This window comes from Arthrobacter sp. P4_F10, from assembly GCF_056401435.1.
Window position 1 is genome coordinate 1 of the sequence record NZ_JBFUJJ010000040.1, and the last position, 24,329, is coordinate 24,329.

Consider the following 24,329-nt stretch of genomic DNA (forward strand, 5'->3'; position numbering starts at 1 on the left):
GGTGAGGTCCGCATCCTCGAAGAGCTCCCACGGCGGCAGGGGCACGTCGTCGCCGTCGGCCGGGAGTTCGTCATTGATGAGACCACCGTCGGCGAGCGGTCCGCTGTCCACGTAAATTGCCCGGGCCACCCTGTCCGGGCGGGCATCGACGGCGCCGTGGATGATCGCCCCTCCGCCGGAGTGGCCCACCAGGGCCACGGGCGCGTCGAAGGTATCGATCTTCGCCACGACGGCGTCGATGTGGGTGCGCAGGCCAATCCCGGCGCGCGGCGCATCGGCAGATTCAAGGCCCGGCAGTGTCTGCGGGTAGACCTTATGCCCGGCAGCGGTGAGCGGCGGGGTGACGTCCTCCCACGACGAGGCGTCCAACCAGAATCCGGGTACGAGGATGATGTCCATGCCGGTACCCTACCGTTCGAGTACCAACTCCACCACCTGATAGGGGTCTTCACCTGGGACGACGTTGTGCATGGTGATGCGTCGGCCCTGGCCCTCCCCCGGGTGGATGTGGATCTGCCAGCCCCAGTCCGGGCCGGTCGGCGCCGCGTAGGAGCCGTTGAGCCGCAGGACACCGCCCCCGKCCACGGTCCCGGAGAACTGCATCAGTGCCTTGCCCGTGTGCCAGGAGTCCACCCACACCGCAGTGGCGGGCTCCGCGTCGGACGCCCCGCCGGCCAGGAGCAACAGGCCTTCCTGTGGGCTCTCACCGTCCGACCAGGTGTAGGCGACGCTCGCGAAGTGCGCGGCCGTCACCGTGACAGTGGCGGTGGCCGCCGAGTCCTGGTAGTCGTCCGTGGGCATGATCCGGGAGCGGTTCTGTCCCTGCCACGTGCCCAGCAGCGGCGTTATGTATCGCACAATGTCCATGCTGCAGTCTACTGAGCAAGTCAATTGCGCTCAGTCCTCGGCCGGTTTTTCCAGGCTTGCCGCGAAGTCCGGGACATAGCGGAATAGCTCCCGCGGCGGGCGCGTGTAGTTGACGGCCTTCGGCCGCTCCGGCAAGGTCACCGGCTCTGTCCGTACTTCGCTGTAATCGATGCTGGCGAGTAGGTGGGCGATGAGGTTGATCCTAGCCCGGCGTTTATCTTCGGCTTCCACGACATACCACGGTGATTCCGCGGTGTCCGTCTGCATGAACATGTCGTCCTTGGCCCGCGAGTAGTCTTCCCAGCGCAAGATTGCCTCCCGGTCCATCTGTGAGAGCTTCCATTGCCGCATGGGATCATCCAGACGGGATTTGAACCGCCGCTCCTGTTCCGCATGGCTGATCGAGAACCAGTACTTGAAGAGCAGAATGCCGTCCTGAATGAGGAGCCGTTCAAAGACCGGGCACTGCGCCATAAAGCGTTTGTGCTCCGCCGGGGTGCAAAAGCCCATAACGTGTTCGACGCCGGCGCGGTTGTACCAGGAGCGGTCCATCAGGACTATTTCCCCGGCTGCGGGGAGATGCGGCACATAGCGCTGGAAGTACCATTCACCGCGTTCGCGCTCCGTCGGCGCCGGCAACGCTACTATCCGGGCAAACCGCGGATTCAGGTACTCGGTGACCCGCCTAATAGCGCTCCCCTTGCCGGCGGCGTCCCGCCCCTCAAAGATAACCAGAACCCGCGCCCCGGTGCTCCGGACCCACTCCTGAAGGGCAACCAGTTCTGCTTGGAGCCGGAGAAGTTCGGCCTCGTAGATTCCGACGTCGAGCCGAGCCCGCCGCCGTGCGGAGCCCTTCCTGTGACCGGAGTGCCCCTTGCCAGAATCGTCCGTGCGATGTGCCATGGTTTCCGTTCCAGTATTCCGGTGCGAGGTTTGTCCCGCGCCCATTCTCGCCGGACAGCAGAACGGCAGCAAGGGTCCTCCAGCCCGGAAGGGGCGAGGGGCGGATCCTATGCTTGGGCCACTGAATCCCTGCGCCAGGCACGAAAGGACGGGACAGGACAGGACATAGTGCCGTCACCGCGCAACGATCGTCTGCTGCCCTGGGCACGAGGCGAGGATCCGTTTCATCGCCTCCTTCTCCGCGGGCGTGACCCATAACCGGTAGGCGGCCTTGACGGAAATCTGGCGGGCCACGTAGTGGCAGCGGAAAGCCTTGTTGGGCGGCAGCCAGGTGGCGGCGTCGGAGGCGCTTTTGTCCTGGTTGGCGGGACCGTCGACGGCGATCAGGTTGAGGGGATCGTTGGCCAGGTGTTCGCGCTGCTGCGCGGTGAGCTGCTGGGCGCCCTTTTGCCACGCGTCGCCCAGCGCCACGACGTGGTCGATCTGCACCGCTGCGCTGGTCTCGGCGCCGCGCCGGAACGCGATCATGCGGCCGGTGTAGGGTTCCTGGAACGTGCCGCCGGCCACCTGGCACCGGGAGCCGCGGACGAATTCGGCGGCCGCCAAGTCCCGTCGGAGGATGTCGTTGCGCGTATCGCAGCCGTTGCGGTCGACGTCGAGCCAGGCCTGGCCGAAGGCGCCCCGGTCATAGTTGTCCTTCGCCGACCGTCCCTTGACCGCAAGGGTGTCGAGCGCGCCGGCGGCGCGTCCTTCCGGCACGGCCCGGACTGGGTCCACCGCGTACATCCACCCGCCGGCAAGCACGGGGGCCTCGCTGGGGCCCGGGGTCTGCGGCTCCGCGACGACAAACTGGCCGGCCGTGAAGAACCAGACCACGGTGCCGAGGAGGGCCAGTCCGGCTGCGGCCAGAAGAACCCACGCCTGGCGGGAGCGGCGCCGGGCGTTGCGAAATTCCGTCCAGGTGACGGTCATGAGGGCGGCCGCTGGCGGCGTTCTGGCTGCACGCCCTGAGCCTACCCGGGCGTTCAGACACCCGGGAGGTTGTCCACAGTGTTGGGGACGGGTGGCGGAACGCCGGGGCTATTGGTCCCGCGTGACCCGTTTCAAGTCTTCGTTGGCCAGATCCAGCAGGTCCTGGAGCTGGCTCACCCGGTCGTCGTTGACTTCACCGGCCCCGCGTTTGACGATGGCGTCGTCCAGCAGCCGCTTCGCTTCCTTCGCGTTGCCCCGTGCGACGTCCAGCGCGTGTTCCAGGGTGGTCTCGTGTTCAAGAGCCGGGTTCTGTTCCATGGCACCATTGTGGTGCCCTTTCCCGGCCGATTCCAGTGCATCGGCCGGGAAAGGAGGAACATGTCCCGGTCAGGGACCTTTGGCCCCGCGGACTAGACCTCTACGGGCAGCCCGGCGGCCTCAAGGATGGAGGCGGCGTCCTTGGCGGGGAAGGACGGCGGGTTGACCCCGGCCATTTCCTCCATGACGCGGACCACCTGGCAGCTGTAGCCGAACTCGTTGTCGTACCAGACGTACAGGACGAGGTTCTTGTCGTTGGAGATGGTGGCCAGGCCGTCAACGATGCCTGCCCGGCGCGAGCCGACGAAGTCCGTGGAGACAACCTCGGGCGAATCGATGTAGTCGATCTGCTTGCGCAGCTCGGAGTGCAGCGACATTTCCCGCAGGTAGTCGTTGACTTCGTCCTTGGTGGTGCCGTTGTCCAGGTTCAGGTTCAGGATGGCCAGCGACACGTCCGGGGTGGGGACGCGGATGGAGCTGCCCGTGAGCTTGCCGAGCAGTTCCGGCAGCGCCTTGGCGACGGCCTTGGCGGCACCAGTCTCGGTGATCACCATGTTCAGCGCGGCAGAGCGTCCACGGCGGTCACCCTTGTGGAAGTTGTCAATCAGGTTCTGGTCGTTGGTGAAGGAGTGGACTGTCTCCACGTGCCCGTGCACCACGCCGTAGCGGTCGTTGATCGCCTTGAGCACCGGGGTGATGGCGTTGGTGGTGCAGGAGGCCGCCGAGACGATCGTGTCCGAGTCGGCGATAGTGCCGTGGTTGATGCCGTGCACGATGTTCTTCAGTTCGCCCTTGCCCGGGGCGGTGAGGAGAACGCGGGCGACGCCCTTGCTCAACAGGTGCTGGGACAGGCCTTCGGCGTCGCGCCAGCGGCCCGTGTTGTCCACGACGAGCGCGTCGTGGATGCCGTAGGCGGTGTAGTCCACCGTGGAAGGGTTGTCCGAGTAGATGACCTGGATCTGGACGCCGTTGGCTGTGATGGTGTCGTTTTCGAGGTCCACCTTGATGGTGCCTTCGAAGGAGCCGTGGACGGAGTCGCGGCGCAGCAGGCTCGCGCGCTTGGCAAGGTCGTTATCGGAACCGCGGCGGACCACGATGGCGCGCAGGCGCAGGCCGTGGCCGCCGCCTGCCTTTTCGATCAGGAGCCGGGCCAGGAGCCGGCCGATGCGGCCGAAGCCGTAGAGGACGACGTCGGTGCTGGTGCGGTCGTCGCCGCCGCGCTTGCCGACAACCTCGGCGAGTTCCTCGCGGAGGAAGGCATCCAGGCTGGCGCCGTCGCCCTCGGCGCGGTACTTCTCGGTGAGGCGGGCAATATCAATTGCCGCTGCGCCGAGGTCCAGCTTGGTCAGGGCCTCCAACAGCGGGGCCGTTTCCTCGAGGCGCAGTTCTTCCTTGCTCATCCGGCGGGCGAAGCGGTGGGCCTTGAGGATATTCATGGTGGACTTGTTGATCAGGCTGCGTCCGTGGATGGAGGTCACCACGTTGTTCTCGCGGTACAGCCGGCCGATCACGGGGATCATGGCCTCGGCGAGCGCCTCACGGCCCATCCACGTATCAAGACAAGAATCTGACGTCTGGCTCACAGAACTACCTTCCTAGAATCCACCCCCTACGTCCTCGTAGGGGGAAGTCGGCCGCCGGAGGGTGTCCGGTACCGGGCACCGGCGGGGATTCGGTCCACCCCGGGCGCCTCATCGAGCGCAAAGAAAAATCCGCCGGCTGCGAACGCAGACCCGGCGGCAGAACTTCTACGTTCACCATCAATTCTACGGGCGGCCCGGCAGGGTGAGGTGCCTTGTTGCGCGTGAAATGACTCACACACCGTCTGGGACGCTGCAGGAACCGGCGAATCCACCGACGCCGGGTGTCGCCCTGCCTGCGTCCTCGAGGATCATGTCCACAGCTTTTTCCGCGATCATGATCGTGGGCGCCTGGGTGTTGGCACTGATCAGGCGGGGCATGATCGAGGAGTCAACCACGCGCAATCCCTCAAGACCATGGACCTTCAGCCGCGGCGAGACGACGGAATCATCGGAGGTTCCCATCGCACAGGTGCCGACCGGATGGTAGGAGGTCCGTCCGTAGGAGCGCACGAAATTCACATACTCGTCACGGGTTTTGACCCTTGAGCCGTCACCGATGTGCTCCGCCTTGATGAACGCTGCCATCGACGGCTGCTCCATGATCTGGCGGCTCTGCCGCACGCCGGCAATCGTCATCTCCAGGTCATAGTCATCCGCGAGGAAATTCGGATCGATGAGCGGTGTCCTTCTGGGATCTGAGGACTCGACGCGAACTGTCCCGCGACTGCGTGGGCGCAGGAAGTACGAGTTCAGCGTCGCCCCGAACCCGGGCCGCAGCGACGCTATGCCCGGCTCCGACCTCGCCGCTGGCAGGAAGTGGAACTGCAGGTCAGGGGTCTTCTCATTCGTGTTGGCGTAGCTGAAGCCACCGGCCTCGACAAGGTTGGACGCGAACGGTCCCGAGCGGAAGGCCAGGTACTCGAGGCCGGCCATGACGGTCGCCGGGCGCACGCGATTGAACCGGTCCAGGCTGTGGTCGTCGGTGAGTTCGTAGATTATGTCCAAGTCCAGGTGGTCCTGCAGGTTCTTCCCGACGCCCGGCAGCGCATGGAGAACGTCGATGCCGGCGGCAGCAAGGTCTGCCGGGTCTCCAATGCCCGAAAGCTGCAGCAACTTCGGAGATCCGAAGGCGCCACTGGCGACGATCACCTCACGCCGTGCGCCGTAGGTTCGTTCCACTCCGCCTTCGATGGCCTGGATGCCGACGGCGCGGCCATTATTGATGACCACCTTTGAGACGGTTACGTTGACTCGAACCGTAAGATTGGGCCGCTGGCGCGCGGGTTTTAGATAGGCAACGGCTGCACTGCACCGTCGGCCGTTCCTGGTGGTGGTCTGGTAGAAGCCGACGCCGAGCTGCTTTGCGCCGTTGAAATCGTTGTTGTAGGGTAGCCCGAACTCCTGGCCCGCCTGCACGAATGCCGCCGAGAGCGTGTGCGGTCGCCGGGGGTCAGAGACGCCCAGAGGCCCTTGAGTTCCGTGGTGGGGCCTTGAAAGTCTGGAGTTTGACTCCGAGCGGACGAAATACTTGGACACCTCGGCGGCGGACCAGCCCTCGCATCCGTAGTCCGCGACCCAACCGTCGTAGTCCTCAGCCACGCCCCGGGTGAAGACCTGGGAGTTGATGGACCCTCCGCCGCCGAGCACGCGGCCTTGAGGGAGCGGGATGCTGCGGCCGTTGCTGTACTTTTGCGGGACGCTGTTGTAATCCCACTGGTACGGGCCTCCCTTTAGTCTCGGGAAGCCCGCGGGCATGTGGATGAAAGGATGGCGGTCGGACCGGCCCGCCTCAAGCAGCAGCACGCGAACTGCTGGGTCTTCACTTAATCTCCCGGCCAGGACGCTGCCGCCTGTGCCACCACCGGCGATGACATAGTCGTATGCTGCGTCATCCGGCACTATGACTCCTCAACCATCGCATGCACCGTCACCTGAAGCGTTCATTGAAGTGTCGGGGCTCGCCGGGATGATGTCAAGCATGCCTCAAGGTTTTCCCAAGCTTGCAACCGTGCAGGCACGCGCCCCCCGGCTGGCACCCTGTGAGGGCCGAATCCCGCTCCGGGCAGGACAGGGTAACCCGGCGGTTTTGGTGGATGGGTTGACCGATACGCCGGGTTCTGTGTTCCCGCGCTGTTGCCGGCGAGGGAGTAGCGGCCATCCATCTACGGACGCCGTTGCCGACGCCCTCCAGCGGCCTACCCGAACACTCGGGCGAGCAGCCCTCAAACGTGTCCTGTCTGGCCTTGCTCCGGGTGGGGTTTACCTAGCCTTCCCGGTCACCCGGGAAGCTGGTGGTCTCTTACACCACCGTTTCACCCTTACCTGCCGTGCGGCCTGTGCAAGCACACGCCGCACGCAGGCGGTCTGTTCTCTGTGGCACTGGCCTGCGGGTTACCCCGAGTGGGCGTTACCCACCACCCTGCTCTGCGGAGCCCGGACGTTCCTCGAGCCACTTGCGTGACGCGCGGCCGCCTGGTCAACCCATCCGCTGTCCATTCTACGTTCTCCCCACGACGCAGCCGCACCGGGTCTTTTGGGGCGGCCGGTGGGAGAATTGGAGCAGGATTCCTGCTAGTCAAGGAAAAGATCCCGATGAACTGGACCGCCATCATCATCTGGCTGCTCGCCATCGTCCTGGTGGTTGTTATCGCCAAGATGTCGATCAAGATTGTGCGCCAGTACGAACTAGGCGTCCTGTTCCGGCTGGGCCGGGTGGTCGCGGTCCGGATGCCCGGGTTGCGGTTCATCATCCCGGTGGTGGACCGGCTTCAGCTGGTGAGCCTGCGGATTGTGACGATGCCGATCCAGTCGCAGGGCATCATCACCCAGGACAACGTCAGCGTCGACATCTCGGCAGTGGCCTATTACCGGGTGATCGACGCCGTGAAGTCCGTTGTGGCGATCGAAGACGTGGCGGCGGCTATCAACCAGATCGCCCAGACCACCCTGCGCAAGGTCGTGGGCCGGCACAGCTTGGACCAGACGCTGTCCGAGACCGAGCACATCAACAGTGACATCCGGAAAATCCTGGACGCCCTGACCCTGGAGTGGGGTGTCGAAGTAACCCTCGTTGAACTCAAGGACATCCAGCTTCCGGAGAGCATGAAGCGGGCGATGGCCCGGCAGGCGGAGGCCGAGCGGGAGAAGCGGGCCAAGATCATCGCGGCCGAAGGAGAGGCGATCGCCGCCGTGGCGCTCGGCGCGGCATCTGACACCATGATGGCCCACCCGGTCGCCCTGCAGCTGCGGAATCTCCAGTCCCTCGTGGAGATCGGGGTGGACAAGAACTCAACCGTCGTCTTCCCGGCGCCCCTGATGAGCACCATCGCCGAACTGGCCGCCTTCCTGGCCCGCGAGGACCATGTGGCCCGGACAGCGATGTCGGCGGCTGCACCCGCAGCGACGCCGGCGGAATCACCGGCGTCACCGATCAAGGCCGCGTAACGCCCGGACCGGCGCGCCTATTACCGGCGCGCCTATTATCGATGGATGGACAAGTCTGCCCTGACCCGGCGCCGGCTGCTTGAGCTGGCAGGAATCGGCCTTGGCGCGTCCGCCCTGACAGCCTGTACTGACGGCATAGCGCCTCCCGAGAGCTCCCCGCCCGCGCCGGCCAGCCCGACGGCGACAGCGCTGCCGGCTCCCGCCGCCCCGTTGACAGTCCGGACCAGAACAGGTTCATTCGTCTCGGCTTTCCGCCCCGGGATCGCCAGCCATTGGTCGCTGGCTGCACCCGAATTGCCGCCCGGCGGCGTGCTGCCCGAATTGCCCGTGGCGGTGTTTCTTCACGGACTGGGCGGCAGCCACACCGTCCTGCTGGAGGATATGGCGGCCCATGAGGCCCTCCAGCGGCACCTGGACGCCGGTGGGGCGCCGTTCGCGATCGCCGCGGTGGACGGCGGAAACACCTGGTGGCACCCCCGCGCCGACGGCAGCGACACCCAGTCGTTGCTGGTGAAGGAGTTTGTTCCGTTCCTGGGCGGCCAGGGCTACGACCTTGGCAGGATCGGCCTCTTCGGCATCTCCATGGGAGGCTTCGGCGCCCTCCTGCTGGCCTCGCAGGGCCGGCTGCCCGGAGTCCGCGCCGTCGCGGCCATGAGCCCGGCGGTCTGGGACCACTACGACCCACGCCAGGAATCCGCCTTCGACGGCCCGGCCGACTTCGCGGCCCATGATGTGTTCGCGCTCCGGCCCCGGCTCGCGGCCGTGCCCAAGCGGATCGATTGCGGCACGGGGGACGAGCTTGCCGCCACGGTCCGTGCCTACCGCGCAGGACTGCCGGGCGATGTCGAGGGGAGTTTCCGGCCGGGCGGCCACGACTACAGCTACTGGCGGTCCGTCCTGCCCGAGGTGCTGTCATTTCTGGGCTACCACGTCGCCTGAACCCTCCGCCGCCGGCCCCGGACTGCGGCACCCGCGGCCCCCGCCGCCGGTAAGATCGTACGGTGCTAATTCTGCTGCCGCCCTCCGAGGGCAAGACTCCCGCTGTGGGCGGGGACGCCGCCGACTGGAGCGCCTTGAGCTTTCCCGCCCTCAACAGCTCCCGGGCCAGGGTCCTGGACGCCCTCGGCACCGTCAGCGCCCACGAGGACGCCCTGGCGCTGCTGGGCGTCGGCGCCTCGCTGAGTTCCGACGTCGAACGCAACACCCGCCTGCACGCGGAACCTGCCGCCCCGGCCCACCAGGTGTATTCCGGGGTGCTCTTCGACGCCCTCGGCTACGACTCCCTGACCCCGGCGCAGCGGAAGAAGGCCGACGCTTCGGTGCTGGTGGTTTCCGCCCTGTGGGGCGCCATCCGCTTCGCCGACCGCGTACCGGCCTACCGCCTCTCGATGGGGATCTCGCTGCCCGACGTCGGTCGGCTGGCCTCGTTCTGGAAGCCGCAACTGGGCGACGCCCTGGCGGCGGCCACTACGGGTGAGCTGTTAGTGGACTGCCGGTCCAGCACCTACGCCGCGGCATGGACTCCCCCGCCGGAGCAGACAGTGGCCGTGAACGTCTTCACCGAGACCGCCGGCGTGCGCAAGGTGGTCAGCCACTTTGCCAAGCACACCCGGGGCGAGCTGGCACGGCATTTGCTCAGCCGCAGGGGCAAGGCTCCCCAAACCCCGGCGCAGCTGCAGAAGGCGGCGGCGGAGAAGTGGGTTGCCGAACTCGTTGAGGGCAAGGCCCGAAAGCCGCACACGCTCAACATCATCCTGCCGGGCTAGGAACCGCCTAGGCCCACTCGGCCGAGCGGATCAGGATGCAGCCGGAGTCCGGGCAGAACACGATGTCGTCCTCAGCCGCGGCCTTGATCTCGGCCAGGTCGCCGGGGCTGAGGTGCATGCCGGAGCCTTCCGAGGTGCCGTGGAAGAGCCGGGCAGCGCCGACGCCGCGCTTGGCCAGGGTCTTCTCGTAGACGGCAAGCATCCCGGCGTCGAGTCCGGCGGCGAACTCGGCACGCTGCCCGCGCACCACAGTGGCTTCGGCAGCAATCTCGGCCAGCTGCTCGTCCAGCTCGGCACGGATGGAGCCGAAGGAGCCCTGGATGTCGTCCACGATCTGCTGCTGTGCCCCCTGGCGGGCGCGGAGCGAGTCGAGCCGTTCAAGGACTTCGAGCTCGACGTCCTCAAGGTCCGAGCGGCGCTTGTTCAGGGAGACGAGGTCGCGCTGCAGGGCAACGAGATCCTTGGACAGGCCGGTGCCGCTGTTGAGCCGCGCCTCGTCGCGTTCGATCCGGGAGGCAACCTGCTCGACGTCGGCCTCTGAGCGCTTGAGCTCGAGCTCGGCGTCGTGGACGGCCACCTTCGCGGCGCCAAGTTCACCGTTGGCCACGCTGAGCGCGGCTTCCAGGTCGGTGATCCGGGAGTCACTTTCAAGGCTTCGTCGGCGGTTGGACAAGGACTTGAGCTTGGCATCGAGTCCCTGCAATTCGAGCAACTTCAACTGTTCCGCCGGTGCTGCCTTGGCCACTATTTACCTCCGCTAAATCCAAACCGGCCGAAGCCGGGCACCGTATCGGCGCTCCCTAGACTCTAGTCCCCGCCCGGAGTCAGAATGAAGTCCCACGGGTCGCTGTTGGTGGTACTGACCCGGATCTCGACGTGGTGGCCCTGGTCGGCGAGCACATTGCCCAGCGCTTCGGCGGCCGCAGGCAGCCAGAGCCATTCGCTGGCGAAGTGGGATACGTCGATCAGGTACGGCCGGTCGTTGACCGCCGCCTCCCGGGCTTCCGAGGCGGGGTGGTGCCTCAGGTCCGCCGTCACGTAGACGTCCGCGTTGCTCGCCCGCACCTCGCCGAAGAGGGAATCCCCGGCACCACCGCAGACAGCCACCCGCCGGATCAGCCCGTCCCGGTCACCCGATACCCGGACGCCGCCGGCCACAGAGGGCAGGATGCCGAACACGCGGGCGGCGAAATCACCCAGCGTCAGGACCTCTTCGAGGTCGCCGACGCGGCCGATGCCTTCCTCGGGGAGACCGTTCGCCGCGGGAGTCAGCGGGGCCACGTTCTGCAGGCCCAGCGCGTCGGCAAGGACGTCGGAGACGCCCCCGACGGCGGAGTCACCGTTGGTGTGCACGGTCATCAGCGCGGTCCCGGACTCGATGAGGCGGTGCACGGCCTTGCCCTTGGCCGTGTTCGCCGCGACGGACGTCACGCCTTTGAGCAGCAGCGGATGGTGCGTGATGAGCAGCTCGGCACCGAAGTCGATGGCTTCCTCGATCACATCGGTCGTCGGATCGACCGCGAACATGACCCTGTGCACCTCCGCGTTCGGGTGGCCCGCCACGAGCCCCACCTCGTCCCAGTCCTCGGCCAGCGATTCAGGCCAGAGCTCCTCCACCGCCAGCTGGATCATGCCCAGCGTCGCGGCGCCCGAGGCCTCCCCGGTGCCGGCATCGCCGTCGACGGCGGCAGCAGCGCGGCCGGATTCCGCTGAAACATCGGTGTTCACAGGTTCCATACCCCCATTTTTACCCTATCCGCGGGAGGCCCTGTCACTCGTAACACTCTCGTAAGGTGGGTGGGGAATCATCGGGGCCCTCGAACCATTGAAGAGATCATGAGAACTTTTGTCCTCGGCGGAGGCTGCTTTTGGTGCCTCGACGCCGTCTACCAGAAAACCAAGGGCGTCAGCTCGGTCGTCTCGGGCTACACCGGAGGCCATGAACACAACCCCGACTACTACTCTGTGTGCTCCGGAACCACAGGCCATGCCGAGGTGGTGGCGGTGACGTTCGACGAGGACGTCATTCCCGCGGAGGTCATCCTGGACATGTTCTTCGTCCTCCACGACCCCACCACACTGAACCGGCAGGGCTACGACGTCGGGACCCAGTACCGGTCCTCGATGTTCTACGAGACCACCGAGGAAAAGATCCTGTTCGAGGAGGCGATCGAACGGAACCAGGCCCTGTGGCGGCACCCGATCGTCACCGAGGTCAGCCGGCTGCCGAAGTTCCATGTGGCCGAGGAAATCCACCAGGACTTCTTCGCCAAGTACCCCGAGGAGGGCTACTGCCAGGTCATCATCAACCCGAAGCTGGCCAAGGCGAGGAAATATTACTCTGCATGGCTTAATGCTTAGCTAGGGCCTGCAGGCGCTCGTTAGGCTGACCTCAGTCAACCCTCTTCAAAGACAGGCATACATACATGGCACCGATCTATGACGATGTAACCCAGCTGGTGGGCGGAACTCCGCTGGTCCGGCTGAACCGGCTGACCGAAGGTCTTGACGCCACCGTGGCCGTCAAGCTGGAGTTCTACAACCCGGCCAACAGCGTCAAGGACCGGATCGGCGTCGCCATCATTGATGCTGCCGAGAAGTCCGGTGCCCTCAGGCCCGGCGGCACCATTGTCGAAGGCACGTCCGGCAACACCGGAATCGCCCTGGCCATGGTGGGCGCGGCCCGCGGCTACAGGGTCATCCTGACCATGCCGGAAACCATGTCCACCGAGCGCCGGGTMATGCTGCGCGCGTACGGTGCCGAAATTGTCCTGACCCCCGGCTCCGAGGGCATGCGCGGAGCCGTGGAGAAGGCCCAGGAGATCGTGGCCAACACGGAGAACTCCATCTGGGCCCAGCAGTTCGCCAACGAGGCCAACCCGGAGGTCCACCGCCGCACCACGGCCGAGGAAATCTGGACGGACACCGACGGCAAGGTGGACATCTTCGTCGCCGGCGTCGGCACCGGCGGCACCGTCACCGGCGTCGGGCAGGTCCTGAAGGAACGCAAGCCGGACGTCCAGATCGTCGCCGTTGAGCCGAAGGACTCCGCCATCCTCAACGGCGGCGCCCCGGGCCCGCACAAGATCCAGGGCCTCGGCGCGAACTTCGTCCCGGAAATCCTGGACACCAACGTCTACGACGAGGTCATCGACGCCACGCTGGAAGATTCCGTCCGCGTCGCCCGCGATCTCGGCATCAAGGAAGGCATCCTGGGCGGCATCTCCTCCGGCGCCATCGTCTGGGCGGCCCTGGAGCTAGCCAAGCGCCCGGAGAACGCCGGTAAACTCATTGTTGCTGTGGTTTGCGACTTTGGTGAGCGCTACATCTCCACCGTGCTGTACGACGACATCCGCGGCTAAGTACCTGCCGCTGTCCCACAATTCCCCAGAAAGGTCTTTGTGAGCTTCTTCGCAAGACTGAAGGAAGACCTCGACGCCGCCCGGTCCCACGACCCGGCGGCTCGAGGTTCTTTTGAGAACTTCTTCGCCTATTCCGGCCTGCACGCGATCTGGTTCCACCGCCTGACGCACCGGCTGTGGCAAAACCCGGCCCTGCGGTTCCCGGCGCGGCTCATCTCCCAGCTCGCCCGGTTCCTCACGGGCATCGAGATCCACCCCGGCGCGACCATCGGCCGGCGCTTCTTCATCGACCACGGCATGGGCGTGGTCATCGGCGAGACCGCCGAGATCGGCGAGGACGTCATGATCTACCACGGCGTGACCCTCGGCGGCCGCTCGCTGGCCAAGATCAAACGCCACCCCACCATCGAGGACCGCGTGGTGATCGGCGCCGGGGCCAAGATCCTGGGCCCCATTACTATCGGCCGGGACAGCGCCGTCGGCGCCAACGCCGTGGTGGTCAAGGATGCCCCGGCGGAATCAATCGTCACCGGCGTGCCGGCTACGTGGCGTCACCGCGATGCGCAGCGCGAGACCAAGCCCGCCGTCGACCCGGCCGAATACCTGATCGATTACCACATCTAGACCCAATACCGGATCTGGGCGGTCCTACCCGGGGAACCGCTTGTAGATGTTCCACAGGACGGCGTCGAACACACGGTCCGGCAGCAGGTGGCGCAGCATCAGGATCCCCCGGGCGCTGGCACCCACCGGGTACCGGGTCTTGGGGCGCCGTGCCGTCGCCGCGTGCAGGATCGCCTCGGCCGCGAGCTCCGGCCGCGCCGACGTTGCAGCGTTGTCCGTGGTGGCCAGGGCAGCCGCCACCACCTTGGCCTGGGCCCCGTACGGGCCACTCCCGGAGCTGGCCAGCAGCCCCTGCGCCGCAATGGCGCCCCACTCGGACTGCGTCCCGGCGGGCTCGATGATGGCCACATCAATCCCGTGCGGCTTAAGCTCGAGCCGCAGCGAATCACTCAGGCCTTCCACCGCAAACTTCGTCGCGTGGTACCAGGCGCCCAGCGGCTCGTACATTTTGCCGCCGATCGATGAGATGTTGATGATCCGGCCCGCCCGCGCGGCCCGCATGGCGGGGATCACGAGCTGCGTCATGCGCGCCAGCCCGAAGACGTTCACGTCGAACTGCCGTCGCCCCTCGGCCAGCTCCACCTCCTCGAGCGAACCGTACGTCCCGTAGCCGGCGTTGTTGACCAGGACGTCGATCCGGCCGTGCGCGGCCAGCACTTCCCCGACGGCGGCGCCCATCGAGTCCTCATCCGTCACGTCCAGGGCCATCACCTTGACGCCGGAGGCTTTCAACGGCTCCATCTTCTCCACCCGGCGGGCACCGGCATAGACGGTGAAGCCGGCCGCGGCGAGCTTCTTCGCGGTGGCAAAGCCGATCCCGGTGGACGCACCGGTGACAAGCGCTACGGGCTGGGGCATGTGCAGAACTCCTTGGGCGCTGAACTCCTTGGGTAGGAGCGGCCGGATACACGGACGGCCGGCGCCTCCCAGAGTATCTGGAAGGTGCCGGCCGTCCGTGGTGCGGCTAGTGGGTGTCGACTGCCTCGATCTCGGACTTGTCCTCGCCCCAAAGGGTGTGGAACGTGCCCTCGGCATCGACGCGGCCGTAGGTGTGCGCACCGAAGAGGTCGCGCTGGCCCTGGATGACGGCGGCCGGCAGGCGCTTGCGGCGCAGGCCGTCGTAGTAGGCCAGCGAGGAGGAGAACACCGGCACCGGGATGCCGAGCTGCACGGCGGTGGACACTACCCGGCGCCAGGCCGGGAGGACCTCGGCGATCGCCTTGGTGAACGCCGGGGCGAAGAGCAGGTTGGCCGGCTTCTCCGCCGCGGCGTAGGCCTTGGTGATCTCCTTGAGCAGCTCGGCGCGGATGATGCAGCCGCCGCGCCACAGCGAGGCGATTTCATCCAGCTTCAGGTCCCAGCCGTATTCCTTGGCCGCGGAGGTGAGCATGTCCAGCCCCTGGGCGTAGGAAACCAGCTTCGAGGCGTAGAGCGCCTGGCGGACGTCTTCGACAAAGCTCTCGGGGACCTCGACGGCGGCCTCGCCGCCGGCGAGCAGTTCCTGGGCCAGCACGCGCTGCTCCGCCTGCGAGGACAGGGCCCGGGCAAAGACCGACTCTGCGATGCCCGAGGTCGGGGAGCCGAGCTCGAGCGCGGAGATGACCGTCCAGCGGCCGGTGCCCTTCTGGCCGGCAGCATCCACCACGACGTCGACGAACGGCTTGCCGGTCTTCGCATCGACGTGGCCGAGGACCTCGGCGGAGATTTCGATCAGGAAGGAGGCGAGGTCGCCCTTGTTCCACTCTTCGAAGATCTTGGCCTGCTCGGCCGGTTCGATCCCGGCGCCGGAGCGCAGGAGGTCGAAGGCCTCGCCGATGACCTGCATGTCGGCGTATTCGATGCCGTTGTGGACCATCTTGACGAAGTGGCCGGCGCCGTCGGTGCCGATCCAGGCGCAGCAGGGCTGGCCGTCGACGTGGGCGGCGATCTTTTCCAGCAGCGGGCCAAGCGCGTCGTAGGACTCCTTGGAACCGCCCGGCATGATCGAGGGGCCGTTGAGGGCACCCTCCTCGCCACCGGAGACGCCGATGCCGACGAAGTGCAGGTCCTTCTTGGCGAGCGCGGCCTCGCGGCGGCGGGTGTCCTCGTAGTGCGAGTTGCCGGCGTCGATGATGATGTCGCCCGCCTCCAGGAGCGGCTCAAGCTGCTCGATCACGGAATCGACCGGCTTGCCGGCCTTGACCATGATCAGCACGCGGCGCGGCTTTTCCAGCGAATCAACGAGTTCCTGGAGGGTTTCCGTGCGGACGAAGTCGCCCTCATCGCCGTACTTGGCGAGCAGGGTGTCTGTCTTTTCCACCGACCGGTTGTGCAGGGCAACGGTGAAGCCGTTCCGGGCCAGGTTGCGTGCGAGGTTGGCCCCCATCACCGCGAGGCCGGTAACACCGATGTGTGCTGACATCAAAACTCCAATTCATTTCTGTGCACCATGATTTCTGTAGACCATGGATGCACGGCGGTTCATCTAAGACGTTCATCTAGGACTCGGGCAGGTGCGCCGCAGAGGGCGGAACCCGCTCTTGAGAATTTGTGGCTGTCCATAAACCATATGTATTTCCGCGGGCTGCGGGAAAGCAGCGCCCACGTAGCGGAATACTGCGCGTCATAAACAGTCTATGATCACCGGCGCCCGCCCCGCCGGTCGGCCGGGACCAGGCCCGCCGCATTATGCTTACGACTATGTCAACCAGTCTCCATCATCGTGCCATTGAGCACCTCGGAACCCGGATCGTGGCCGGCGAGCTGCCGCCCGGGCACGTCATGCTTGCCGAGCACCTTGAGGACGAACTCAAGGTCTCCCGTTCGGTGGTCCGGGAGGCGGTCCGCGTTCTCCAGTCCCTGGGCCTGGTTGAGACCATCAAGCGCGTCGGCATCCGGGTGCTGCCCTCCAGCCGCTGGAACCCGTTCGATCCGCTCGTGATCCGCTGGCGCCTGGCCGGCGAGGGCCGTGGCGCCCAGCTGCGTTCCCTGGCCGAGCTCCGCACCGCCGTCGAGCCGGTGGCCGCCGAGCTGGCAGCGGCCAACGCCCCCGAGGAGCTCCGCCAGGAGCTCGTGGAGATCTCGCACGCCATGCGCGACGCCGGCCAGGCCGGGGACGTTCCCCGGTTCCTCGAACTGGACATCCTGTTCCATTCGCTGTTGCTGACCGGCTCCGGCAACGAGATGTTCGCCAACATGGTGGGCCAGGTGACCGAAACCCTGACCGGCCGCACCATCCACGGCCTGATGCCGGACCACCCGCGGGAGACGGCGCTGCAGTGGCACGTAGAGGTCGCCGAAGCCATCGCCGCCGGGGATGCCGCCGCCGCGCGCGAGGCCTCGAACCGGATCATGCGGGAGACCATCTCGGAGATGGAGCCGAGCTGGAAGAACCAGCCGCGGGTGTTTGTCCCGGTCGAGCGGCACTAGCGCGCCACTGGCGGACCGGGCCTCGACGACGGCGCCGCGCCTCACGCCGGCCGGGCGCCTCACGCCGGGGCCGGCCGGAAGTCCAGCAGGACCTTCCCGGAAACAGCCGCGTTCCTGGCGACGTCGAACGCTTCCAGTCCGCGGTCCAGCGTAAAGGCGTGGGTGACCACGGGATCCACCAGCAGGGATCCGTCGGCCAGCGCACCGAGAACCTCATCGATTTCGTCGTTGAAGCGGAACGAGCCCACCAGCTCCAGCTCGCGCGTGATGGCCAGGGAGATCAGCACGGGCTGCGGGCCGGAGGGCAGGAGCCCCACCATGACCACCCTGCCGCCGCGGACCGCGCCCTTGATCGCCGAGGCCAGCCCCTGGTGGCTGCCTGAGGACTCGATGACGATGTCCGCCTCCACCGCCGCGATCGCCGCGGCGTCGTCCCCCTTGAGGACGGCGTCCGCTCCCACGGCACGGGCAATTTCCAGCGGCCGCTCATGCATGTCCACGGCCACGATCCGCCGAGCACCGGCGCGCTTGAGGACGGCCACCGCCAGGGCGCCGATGGGGCCGCTGCCGATCACCAGCGCCGTCTTTCCCGCCACATCCCCGGCGCGCGACACGGCGTGCCAGGCAACGCTGGCCGGCTCAGCCAGTGCGGCAGTCCTCAGCTCGAGGCCGGCCGGCAAGGGCCGGAGCATCCGTGCCGGCAGGTTCACATACCGGCTGAACGCGCCGTCCGTGTGCGGAAAGCGTGCCGCGCTGCCCAGGTAGGTGCAGCCCGGCGAAAGATTGGGGCGGTCCCCGGGGTACCGGGCGCCGCCCGGGCCCGGTGTGGCGGGATGCACCGCCACGGCCGTGCCCGCCGCGGGCCCGGTCCCGTCCGAGGCGGCGCGGATGACGGTTCCCACGATCTCGTGGCCCAGGACCAGGGGTGCCTTGAGGATGGACTCCCCCGCGGCGCCGTGCAGCCAGTAGTGCAGGTCGGATCCGCAGATGCCGCCGAAGGCCACTTCGATGACGGCTTCATCGGACGCCGGCGCGGGCACGGGAATGTCCTCGATCCGCAGATCGCCGGCCGCGTGGGCCACCACTGCGGCGGCCGTGGCCGGAAGTCCTGCCACGCCGCGCATCAGACCACCACCGTCATTCCGCCGTCGATGAAGATCGTCTGGCCATTGACGAAATTTGAGCCGTCGGAGGCCAGCCAGACCGCGGGGCCGGCCAGGTCCTGCACGGTCCCCCACCGGTGCGCGGGGGTCCGGCCCAGGATCCAGGCGTTGAACGCCTCATCGTCGACGAGGTTCTGCGTCATCTCGGTGTGGATGTAGCCCGGCGCGATGCCGTTGATCTGCAGGCCCGAGGCCGCCCATTCCGCGGTCATGGCGCGGGTCAGGTTCCGCAGGCCGCCCTTGGCCGCAATGTAGGGGGCGATGGTCGGGCGTGCCAGGTCGGTCTGGACCGAGCAGATGTTGATGATCTTGCCCCGGCCGCGGGGAATCATGTGCCGGGCCGCTTCCCGCCCCACCAGGAAGGCACTGGTCAGGTCCGTGGAGATCACCCGCTCCCAGTCCGCGACGTCGAGCTCGAGCATCGGCACGCGGTGCTGGATGCCGGCGTTGTTCACCAGGATCTCCAGCGGCCCCACGTTTTCCTCGACCCAGGCGACGCCCCGGGCGGCCTCGGAGTCGCTGGTGACGTCGAAGGCGCAGCTGTGCACACGGCCCGGCGGGTAGTCCGCGGCCATCGCGGCCTCGGCGGCCTTGAGCCGCTCGGGGTTGATGCCGTTGAGCACCACGGTGGCGCCGGCGTCGGCCAGGGCCCGGGCCAGGGCGTTGCCGATCCCCCGGCTGGAACCGGTGACCAGTGCGGTCCGGCCTGTCAGGTCAAAAAGTCCATTCATGGTTCGCTGATCCTCAATTGGTCTTCGCTGCTGGGTTTTCACGTGTGTCGTCACTGAGATTGGAGATGGTTTGCCGCACGACGGCGAGGTCCCGGTCCCCGAGCCCCTGGCGCTTGAGCTCCGCGTAAAGCTCGACGCCGGCGGCCGCCATCGGTACTGCGGCACCGGCCGTGGCGGCGCTGTCGAGCACGAAGGACAGGTCCTTGTGCATGAACTTGGCCGGTCCGGTGGGCTCGTAGTCCTTCGCGGCGAGCCGCGGCCCCACGATGTCCAGGACCCGGCTGCCGGCCAGCCCGCCCGCGAGCACCTCGTAGAGCGCGGATACGTCCATGCCGGAGCGTTCGGCGAGCTCCGCGGCCTCGGCGAGCGCCGCCGTCGTGGTTCCCACGATCAGCTGGTTGCAGGCCTTCGCGAGCGACCCCGAGCCCACCGGACCCAGCCGCCGCACGGTGCTGCCCATCGCGCTGAAGAGCGGCAGGAGCCGCCGGAAGTCGGCTTCGCTGGCGCCGGCCATGATGGCGAGTGTTCCGTCCACCGCACCTCTCGTGCCGCCGCTGACAGGCGCATCGACGACGACGGCGTTGCCTCCGCTCGCCTCAGCGACCCGTTTCCCGAAGTCCTGGACCCCAGACGGCGAGACGCTGCTCATCACCACCACGGCGGTTCCGGGGGCGGGCGGCCTCGCGGCCCAGCCGGCCAGGAGCGCGGCGCTGGCAGCCTCAATGTCGGACAGATCCGGGAGCATGAAGACAATCACCGGCTGGTCGCGGAGCGCCTCGACTGCTGCCACGCGGGATCCGCCGAGGGCCTCGAAGGCGTCCAGGGCCGCCGGCGAACGGTTCCAGGCACTGACGGCCCACCCCGCCGCGAGGAGGTTGGCGGCCATGGGCGCCCCCATCAGTCCCAGGCCGACAAACCCGGCTTCTTTGCGGTCCAGCTCCATGTTGCCTCACTCCATCGTGGTAAATCTGTCGTGGTGAATCTGTCGTGGTGAATCTCTGCCGTAGTCAATATTGGAAATCTGTTCAGCATTCTAGCCTCCATTCAGTATGATGAACACTATGACGACCAAAACCACCGTCGCGATCGCCGTCCCGCTCGAAGCAGAGCATGTGGAACGCATCCGCGCCGTAGATCCTTCCGTGACCGTCCTCTACGACCCCGAGCTGTTGCCGCCGGAACGCTTTCCCGCAGACCATTCGGGAGATCCGGACTTCCGCCGGACGCCGGAGCAGGAAGAGCGCTACTGGGACATGCTCAACAAGGCCCAGGTCCTGTACGGGCTCCCCAACGAGAGCCCCGCGGGCCTTGCCCGGATCGCCGGCAGCAATCCCCGCCTTGAGTGGATCCACGCCATGGCGGCCGGCGCCGGCGGTGCCGTGAAGGCATCGGGGCTGGACGCCGCAACGCTGCAAAAGTTCAAGGTCACCACCTCGGCCGGGGTGCACGCCCTGCCGCTCGCCGAGTTTGCCGCCCTCGGCATCCTCAACGGCTTCAAGCGCAGCGCGGAACTGGCACAGGACCAGGCCGCCAAGCTCTGGCCCGAGCTCCGCACCCCCACCCGCCTGGTCAACGGCTCCCGCCTGGTGGTCACCGGACTCGGCGAGATCGGGCTCGAGACCGCACGAATCGCCCGCGCCCTGGGCATGAGCGTCAGCGGCACCAAGCGGACCGTGGAGTCCATCGACGGGATCGAGGTGGTCACGGACAACGACGGCCTCGCCGGCCTGCTCGGCACCGCGGACGCCGTCGTCAACACCCTTCCCGGCACGCCCAACACCGAGAAGCTCTTCGGCCGCGACGTCTTCGCTGCCATGAAGCCCGGAACGGTCTTCGTGAACGTGGGCCGCGGCACCGTGGTGGATGAAGAGGCGCTCCTGGAGGCGCTCGGGAACGGCCAGGTCTCCTACGCCTGCCTGGACGTGTTTGCCGTGGAGCCGCTCCCGCAGGACAGCCCGCTGTGGACCCACCCCAGGGTGATGGTGTCCCCGCACACCTCGGCCCTCAGCGCAGCCGAAAACCGGCTGATCGCCGAACGCTTCTGCAGCAACCTGCGGACCTACCTCGACGGCGGCGAACTCCCCCACGTCGTGGACACGGTGCACTTCTACTGAGTCGGCTCTATCCCCATCCTGCGGCCCCCGCCGCAGCGCACGCCAGGCGGTCCCTCCGGAAACGGAGGGGCCGCCCTCTGCGTTGATGCAGGGCATGCGCGTCCTGCCTGGCGACTCGCATTCCCGCCTGGCGAGGCGGGTTCCGCTCAGCGACGCGCATAGTGCCCGGCGACGCGGGTATTCGGAAGCGCTGGGTATTTTGCGCGTCGCCAGGCGTTTCCCGTGTCGCACAAGCGGCCGTGGCCCCTTCCTGAGTGGAAGGAGCCACAGCCTGCGGTCCCGCGCACGGCGGGTTGATAGGGGCGGGTGCGCCTAGCGCGCATCTTCCGTGAGGAGCAGGTCGCGTCCCACCGTCTCGGGCGTGAAGAAGGTGGTGACAAACGAGATCAGGGCAAGGACCAGCGAGTAGATGGCGAGAACCAGCCAGGAGTGATCCGTCACAGCCAGGAGCGCGGCACCCACCAGCGGAACGAGTCCGCCGGCCATGACTGCAGAGAGTTCACGGCTCATGGCCACCCCGGTGAAGCGGTAGCGCGACCCGAAGAGTTCGGGCAGGAGCGGGCACTGCGGGCCCAGCATGGACTGAACGCCGAGGGCGATGCCAACCACCATGACTATCCAGACAAGCGTGACATTGCCCAGCGTCACCAGGTAGAAGGCAGGCAGGGCGATGACGGCCTGGAACAGCGCACCGTAGCGGTAGACGGGCACGCGGCCGAACCTGTCGGACAGCGCACCGAACGTGATCACCATAACGGCGGCGAAGCCGGCGGCAATGAGCAGGCCGACCGGTCCGATGAACTTGTCGCCGGGGAAGACTCCGTCCTTGGCGGCCAGGAAGGCAATCAGCAGGGCGGAGTAGATCGAGGAGTTCCCGTTTTCGCCCATCCGCAGGCCAATACCTATCAGCGTGTTCTTCTTGGAGTGCTTCCACAGCTGGCCGATGGGGTTCTTGGCGACATTCTTGTGCTTCTCCAGCTCCTGGAAGACGGGCGTTTCCTTCAGCCGGAGCCGAATGAAGAGAGCCACTAAAATCAGGAACACACTGGCCAGGAAAGGCACCCGCCACAGCCAGCCCTCCAGCGTGGCCTTGTCAGCCATGGCAATCAGGGCAAACGTGCCGGCGCCAAGCAAGGTGCCCAGCTGGATGCCGACGAACGGAAGCGCGGCGAAGAAGCCACGACGGCGACGCGGTGCGACTTCTGAGATCAGCGTGGTGGCGCCGGCCTGTTCCGCGCCGGCGCCCAATCCCTGCAGGATGCGCAGCGTCACCAGCAGAACGGCGCCAAGCATGCCCGCCTGTTCATAGGTCGGCAACAGGCCGATGGCAAAGCTGGCGGACCCCATCAGGGTGATGGTGAGGATGAGGACCATTTTGCGGCCGAACCGGTCCCCGATGTAGCCGAAGACCATTCCGCCGAAGGGCCGGGCCGCGAAGCCTACGCCGTATGTGGCGAAGGATGCGATCAGCGCCCCGTCTTCGCCGAGCGGCTTGAAGAACAGCGGGCCGAAGATCAGGGCCGAAGCCAGGCCGTAGATGTAGAAGTCGTAGTACTCCAGCGCGGAGCCCACGGAGCTGGCAAGCGTAGCCCGTCGCAGCTGTTCCGGATCGACGACGGCGCCGTCCGCTTCAGCGAGCGGTGTATTAGTACTAGTTGTCACAAGCACTCCCTCAAGAACACTCCAGACCCCCGTTGGTCTGGTGGGATGTGAGCAACCCCCGAAGAGTCGATCACCATACTGAACAGCGTACAGCATGGTGATCGACTAGCCAATGAATAATCAGACTTATTCTTGGCAACCCGGGACGAGCCGACGGAACGGGGCTAGCCCATGGGATTGCCCAGGGACCGGGCAAGGTCCTGGAGTTCCTTGACCATCATGGCGCCCTGCTCCTGCGAGTAGGTCGCCTTCAGCGCGGTGACTGAGAGGCCAAGGCTGGGACCGTGCGCGCCGCGCGTCGGGACAGCCACGGCCAGGCACACGACGCCCGTGGTGGATTCCTCGTCCTCGAACGCATACCCCTGCTCCCGGATGACATCGAGCTGCGCCTTGAGCTCGGCTCCGGTGCGCAGCGACTTCGGCGTCAGGACCGGCAGTTCGGCGTCGTCCGGAAACATCTCGTCGACGTCATGGTCATGCAGCCGCGCTATCAGGGCTTTGCCCACGGCGCAGAGGGAGACCGGCATCTTGTCGCCAATGTTGGACGTCAGGCGTACCGCGGGGTGCCCTTCATAGCGGGCAAGATAAATGACATTTGTTCCGTCCAGCATCGCGATCCGGACAGTTTCACCCGACAGCGTCGGAGCCTGTTCACAGAACCGGTAGAACTCCTGGACCTCGTCGAGGCGGCTGAGATACGCCGCACCCAGCTCAACCAATTTGCGGCCGAGGGTGAACTCCGCGCCCTGGCGGTTGATCAGCCTGGCCTCCTCGAGCGCGAGCAGGAGGTTGGAGGTTGAGGACTTTGGTATTCCCAGCTCCCTGGCCAGATCACTGAGCGTGAGGCGTCCGGTCGCGGACGCGGCCAGGGCCTCCAACACGGCGGCGGCGCGCGTGACAGCCGGTGCCGGTGACGCGCTCCCCAATCCGTCGGAGATTCGGGAAACTCGGGAATCGGCCATGATTCTCCTCCAGGTATCGCGCGCAAGTTGCCGCGCCACTCAAACAAATACCGTCCAGTCAGCTGAACACTAACCATCATAATGTCTGGCGCCGTGAACCGGACCTGGCTGGTCTCGTTTACCGCCGTTCGCCTGGCAGCACCGCCCGTCGTGGACCGCCGGCTCGTCAGGCGGCGGACACCACGGGATTGGTCAGCTCGCCGATGCCTGCAACATGGCACGTGACCGTGTCGCCGGGAATGATTGGCGCGGACCCGGCGGGGAATCCCGTCAGTACCAGGTCGCCCGGGTGAAGAGTCATGAAGGAGGTCAGATAGGCGAGGATTTCCTCTACCCGCCAGCCGAGATCGGCGGAACTGGCCGGCTTGAGCTCCACCCCGTTGTGCTTGATTCCGATTGCCAGGTGGTCCTCCGTCAGCTTCGTGACGACCCACGGCCCTGCAGGCGTGA

General features: G+C 66.7%; 25 protein-coding genes and 1 other RNA gene. 8 read left to right on the forward strand and 18 right to left on the reverse strand.

Annotated elements, in window-relative coordinates:
• From AC1DR1_RS20635 to rnpB, 8 genes are all read right to left on the reverse strand, one after another.
• A partial coding sequence (locus AC1DR1_RS20635; protein ID WP_476993217.1) for an alpha/beta fold hydrolase occupies positions 1 to 399 on the reverse strand: 399 nt, incomplete at its 3' end.
• Between the two features lie 9 nt (positions 400 to 408).
• On the reverse strand, positions 409 to 867 hold the full coding sequence (locus AC1DR1_RS20640) for a DUF1579 family protein (RefSeq protein WP_476993218.1): 459 nt from the start codon (positions 865 to 867) through the stop codon (positions 409 to 411).
• Positions 868 to 897: 30 nt separating this feature from the next.
• A complete protein-coding gene (gene ppk2, locus AC1DR1_RS20645) occupies positions 898 to 1,770 on the reverse strand; it encodes a polyphosphate kinase 2 (RefSeq protein WP_476966611.1) in 873 nt (290 codons plus the stop codon).
• 174 nt (positions 1,771 to 1,944) lie between these two features.
• Positions 1,945 to 2,742, reverse strand: coding sequence for an HNH endonuclease family protein (locus AC1DR1_RS20650; protein ID WP_476966610.1), 798 nt, complete (start codon positions 2,740 to 2,742; stop codon positions 1,945 to 1,947).
• 108 nt (positions 2,743 to 2,850) lie between these two features.
• Positions 2,851 to 3,060, reverse strand: a complete 210-nt coding sequence (locus tag AC1DR1_RS20655; protein WP_229994485.1) for a hypothetical protein — start codon at positions 3,058 to 3,060, stop codon at positions 2,851 to 2,853.
• A gap of 92 nt (positions 3,061 to 3,152) precedes the next feature.
• Complete coding sequence (locus AC1DR1_RS20660; protein ID WP_290369375.1) at positions 3,153 to 4,643, reverse strand: glyceraldehyde-3-phosphate dehydrogenase; 1,491 nt, start codon at positions 4,641 to 4,643, stop codon at positions 3,153 to 3,155.
• Positions 4,644 to 4,874: 231 nt separating this feature from the next.
• Positions 4,875 to 6,542 (reverse strand): GMC family oxidoreductase, encoded by a 1,668-nt coding sequence (locus tag AC1DR1_RS20665; RefSeq protein ID WP_476993219.1) that lies wholly within the window; start codon positions 6,540 to 6,542, stop codon positions 4,875 to 4,877.
• 191 nt (positions 6,543 to 6,733) lie between these two features.
• Positions 6,734 to 7,127: RNase P RNA component class A (gene rnpB / locus AC1DR1_RS20670), an RNA gene on the reverse strand.
• A gap of 108 nt (positions 7,128 to 7,235) precedes the next feature.
• Here rnpB and AC1DR1_RS20675 point away from each other — a divergent pair.
• From AC1DR1_RS20675 to AC1DR1_RS20685, 3 genes are all read left to right on the forward strand, one after another.
• The gene (locus tag AC1DR1_RS20675) at positions 7,236 to 8,087 is read left to right on the forward strand and encodes an SPFH domain-containing protein (RefSeq protein ID WP_229994483.1); all 852 of its coding nucleotides are present in this window, start codon (positions 7,236 to 7,238) and stop codon (positions 8,085 to 8,087) included.
• 45 nt (positions 8,088 to 8,132) lie between these two features.
• Positions 8,133 to 9,026 carry an alpha/beta hydrolase gene (locus AC1DR1_RS20680; protein ID WP_476993220.1) on the forward strand — a complete coding sequence of 298 codons (894 nt, stop codon included), beginning with the start codon at positions 8,133 to 8,135 and terminating at the stop codon, positions 9,024 to 9,026.
• 62 nt (positions 9,027 to 9,088) lie between these two features.
• A complete protein-coding gene (locus AC1DR1_RS20685; RefSeq protein ID WP_476993221.1) occupies positions 9,089 to 9,853 on the forward strand; it encodes a YaaA family protein in 765 nt (254 codons plus the stop codon).
• A 7-nt stretch (positions 9,854 to 9,860) separates the two neighbouring features.
• Here the strand turns inward: AC1DR1_RS20685 and AC1DR1_RS20690 are convergent, their stop codons facing one another.
• Entirely contained in the window at positions 9,861 to 10,598 is a 738-nt protein-coding gene (locus tag AC1DR1_RS20690; protein WP_476993222.1) for a zinc ribbon domain-containing protein, read from the reverse strand.
• A gap of 62 nt (positions 10,599 to 10,660) precedes the next feature.
• Positions 10,661 to 11,590: a Nif3-like dinuclear metal center hexameric protein gene (locus AC1DR1_RS20695; RefSeq protein ID WP_476993223.1), complete on the reverse strand. Its 930-nt coding sequence runs from the start codon at positions 11,588 to 11,590 to the stop codon at positions 10,661 to 10,663.
• A gap of 99 nt (positions 11,591 to 11,689) precedes the next feature.
• On the opposite strand from AC1DR1_RS20695, the gene msrA reads away from it, so the two are divergent.
• The 3 genes from msrA (at position 11,690) to epsC (ending at position 13,839) form a co-directional block, all read left to right on the forward strand.
• Positions 11,690 to 12,214 (forward strand): peptide-methionine (S)-S-oxide reductase MsrA, encoded by a 525-nt coding sequence (gene msrA / locus AC1DR1_RS20700; RefSeq protein WP_229994478.1) that lies wholly within the window; start codon positions 11,690 to 11,692, stop codon positions 12,212 to 12,214.
• A 65-nt stretch (positions 12,215 to 12,279) separates the two neighbouring features.
• A complete protein-coding gene (gene cysK, locus AC1DR1_RS20705; protein WP_229994477.1) occupies positions 12,280 to 13,215 on the forward strand; it encodes a cysteine synthase A in 936 nt (311 codons plus the stop codon).
• A gap of 39 nt (positions 13,216 to 13,254) precedes the next feature.
• Positions 13,255 to 13,839 carry a serine O-acetyltransferase EpsC gene (gene epsC, locus AC1DR1_RS20710; RefSeq protein WP_229994476.1) on the forward strand — a complete coding sequence of 195 codons (585 nt, stop codon included), beginning with the start codon at positions 13,255 to 13,257 and terminating at the stop codon, positions 13,837 to 13,839.
• Between the two features lie 24 nt (positions 13,840 to 13,863).
• Here the strand turns inward: epsC and AC1DR1_RS20715 are convergent, their stop codons facing one another.
• Complete coding sequence (locus tag AC1DR1_RS20715; RefSeq protein WP_364744009.1) at positions 13,864 to 14,697, reverse strand: oxidoreductase; 834 nt, start codon at positions 14,695 to 14,697, stop codon at positions 13,864 to 13,866.
• Positions 14,698 to 14,803: 106 nt separating this feature from the next.
• Positions 14,804 to 16,240: an NADP-dependent phosphogluconate dehydrogenase gene (gene gndA, locus AC1DR1_RS20720; RefSeq protein WP_018773415.1), complete on the reverse strand. Its 1,437-nt coding sequence runs from the start codon at positions 16,238 to 16,240 to the stop codon at positions 14,804 to 14,806.
• A gap of 278 nt (positions 16,241 to 16,518) precedes the next feature.
• Between gndA and AC1DR1_RS20725 the strand changes: the two genes are divergently transcribed.
• A complete protein-coding gene (locus tag AC1DR1_RS20725; RefSeq protein WP_229994474.1) occupies positions 16,519 to 17,247 on the forward strand; it encodes a FadR/GntR family transcriptional regulator in 729 nt (242 codons plus the stop codon).
• Between the two features lie 59 nt (positions 17,248 to 17,306).
• Here AC1DR1_RS20725 and AC1DR1_RS20730 read toward each other — a convergent pair whose 3' ends face one another.
• From AC1DR1_RS20730 to AC1DR1_RS20740, 3 genes are read right to left on the reverse strand one after another with little or no spacing between them, the layout of a single operon-like run.
• Positions 17,307 to 18,371, reverse strand: a complete 1,065-nt coding sequence (locus AC1DR1_RS20730; protein ID WP_476966602.1) for an L-idonate 5-dehydrogenase — start codon at positions 18,369 to 18,371, stop codon at positions 17,307 to 17,309.
• Positions 18,371 to 19,141, reverse strand: a complete 771-nt coding sequence (locus AC1DR1_RS20735; RefSeq protein WP_476966601.1) for an SDR family oxidoreductase — start codon at positions 19,139 to 19,141, stop codon at positions 18,371 to 18,373. Before AC1DR1_RS20735 ends, AC1DR1_RS20730 begins: the two co-directional genes overlap by 1 nt.
• A gap of 13 nt (positions 19,142 to 19,154) precedes the next feature.
• A complete protein-coding gene (locus AC1DR1_RS20740; protein WP_476966600.1) occupies positions 19,155 to 20,084 on the reverse strand; it encodes an NAD(P)-dependent oxidoreductase in 930 nt (309 codons plus the stop codon).
• 106 nt (positions 20,085 to 20,190) lie between these two features.
• Here AC1DR1_RS20740 and AC1DR1_RS20745 point away from each other — a divergent pair, with 106 nt between their 5' ends.
• On the forward strand, positions 20,191 to 21,255 hold the full coding sequence (locus AC1DR1_RS20745; RefSeq protein ID WP_356815770.1) for a D-2-hydroxyacid dehydrogenase: 1,065 nt from the start codon (positions 20,191 to 20,193) through the stop codon (positions 21,253 to 21,255).
• 312 nt (positions 21,256 to 21,567) lie between these two features.
• Here AC1DR1_RS20745 and AC1DR1_RS20750 read toward each other — a convergent pair whose 3' ends face one another.
• The 3 genes from AC1DR1_RS20750 to AC1DR1_RS20760 all read right to left on the reverse strand — a co-directional run.
• Complete coding sequence (locus AC1DR1_RS20750; RefSeq protein WP_229994470.1) at positions 21,568 to 22,917, reverse strand: MFS transporter; 1,350 nt, start codon at positions 22,915 to 22,917, stop codon at positions 21,568 to 21,570.
• 164 nt (positions 22,918 to 23,081) lie between these two features.
• Positions 23,082 to 23,879 carry an IclR family transcriptional regulator gene (locus AC1DR1_RS20755; protein WP_364744018.1) on the reverse strand — a complete coding sequence of 266 codons (798 nt, stop codon included), beginning with the start codon at positions 23,877 to 23,879 and terminating at the stop codon, positions 23,082 to 23,084.
• Positions 23,880 to 24,045: 166 nt separating this feature from the next.
• A partial coding sequence (locus tag AC1DR1_RS20760) for a fumarylacetoacetate hydrolase family protein (RefSeq protein ID WP_476993224.1) occupies positions 24,046 to 24,329 on the reverse strand: 284 nt, incomplete at its 5' end.

Coding starts and splice junctions, on each gene's coding strand:
- ppk2 (WP_476966611.1), bottom strand. CDS start 1,770: ATGGCACATCGCACGGACGATTCTGGCAAGGGGCACTCCGGTCACAGG.
- AC1DR1_RS20650 (WP_476966610.1), bottom strand. CDS start 2,742: ATGACCGTCACCTGGACGGAATTTCGCAACGCCCGGCGCCGCTCCCGC.
- AC1DR1_RS20655 (WP_229994485.1), bottom strand. CDS start 3,060: ATGGAACAGAACCCGGCTCTTGAACACGAGACCACCCTGGAACACGCG.
- AC1DR1_RS20675 (WP_229994483.1), top strand. CDS start 7,236: ATGAACTGGACCGCCATCATCATCTGGCTGCTCGCCATCGTCCTGGTG.
- AC1DR1_RS20680 (WP_476993220.1), top strand. CDS start 8,133: ATGGACAAGTCTGCCCTGACCCGGCGCCGGCTGCTTGAGCTGGCAGGA.
- AC1DR1_RS20695 (WP_476993223.1), bottom strand. CDS start 11,590: ATGGAACCTGTGAACACCGATGTTTCAGCGGAATCCGGCCGCGCTGCT.
- msrA (WP_229994478.1), top strand. CDS start 11,690: ATGAGAACTTTTGTCCTCGGCGGAGGCTGCTTTTGGTGCCTCGACGCC.
- AC1DR1_RS20715 (WP_364744009.1), bottom strand. CDS start 14,697: ATGCCCCAGCCCGTAGCGCTTGTCACCGGTGCGTCCACCGGGATCGGC.
- gndA (WP_018773415.1), bottom strand. CDS start 16,240: ATGTCAGCACACATCGGTGTTACCGGCCTCGCGGTGATGGGGGCCAAC.
- AC1DR1_RS20725 (WP_229994474.1), top strand. CDS start 16,519: ATGTCAACCAGTCTCCATCATCGTGCCATTGAGCACCTCGGAACCCGG.
- AC1DR1_RS20730 (WP_476966602.1), bottom strand. CDS start 18,371: ATGCGCGGCGTGGCAGGACTTCCGGCCACGGCCGCCGCAGTGGTGGCC.
- AC1DR1_RS20735 (WP_476966601.1), bottom strand. CDS start 19,141: ATGAATGGACTTTTTGACCTGACAGGCCGGACCGCACTGGTCACCGGT.
- AC1DR1_RS20740 (WP_476966600.1), bottom strand. CDS start 20,084: ATGGAGCTGGACCGCAAAGAAGCCGGGTTTGTCGGCCTGGGACTGATG.
- AC1DR1_RS20745 (WP_356815770.1), top strand. CDS start 20,191: ATGATGAACACTATGACGACCAAAACCACCGTCGCGATCGCCGTCCCG.
- AC1DR1_RS20755 (WP_364744018.1), bottom strand. CDS start 23,879: ATGGCCGATTCCCGAGTTTCCCGAATCTCCGACGGATTGGGGAGCGCG.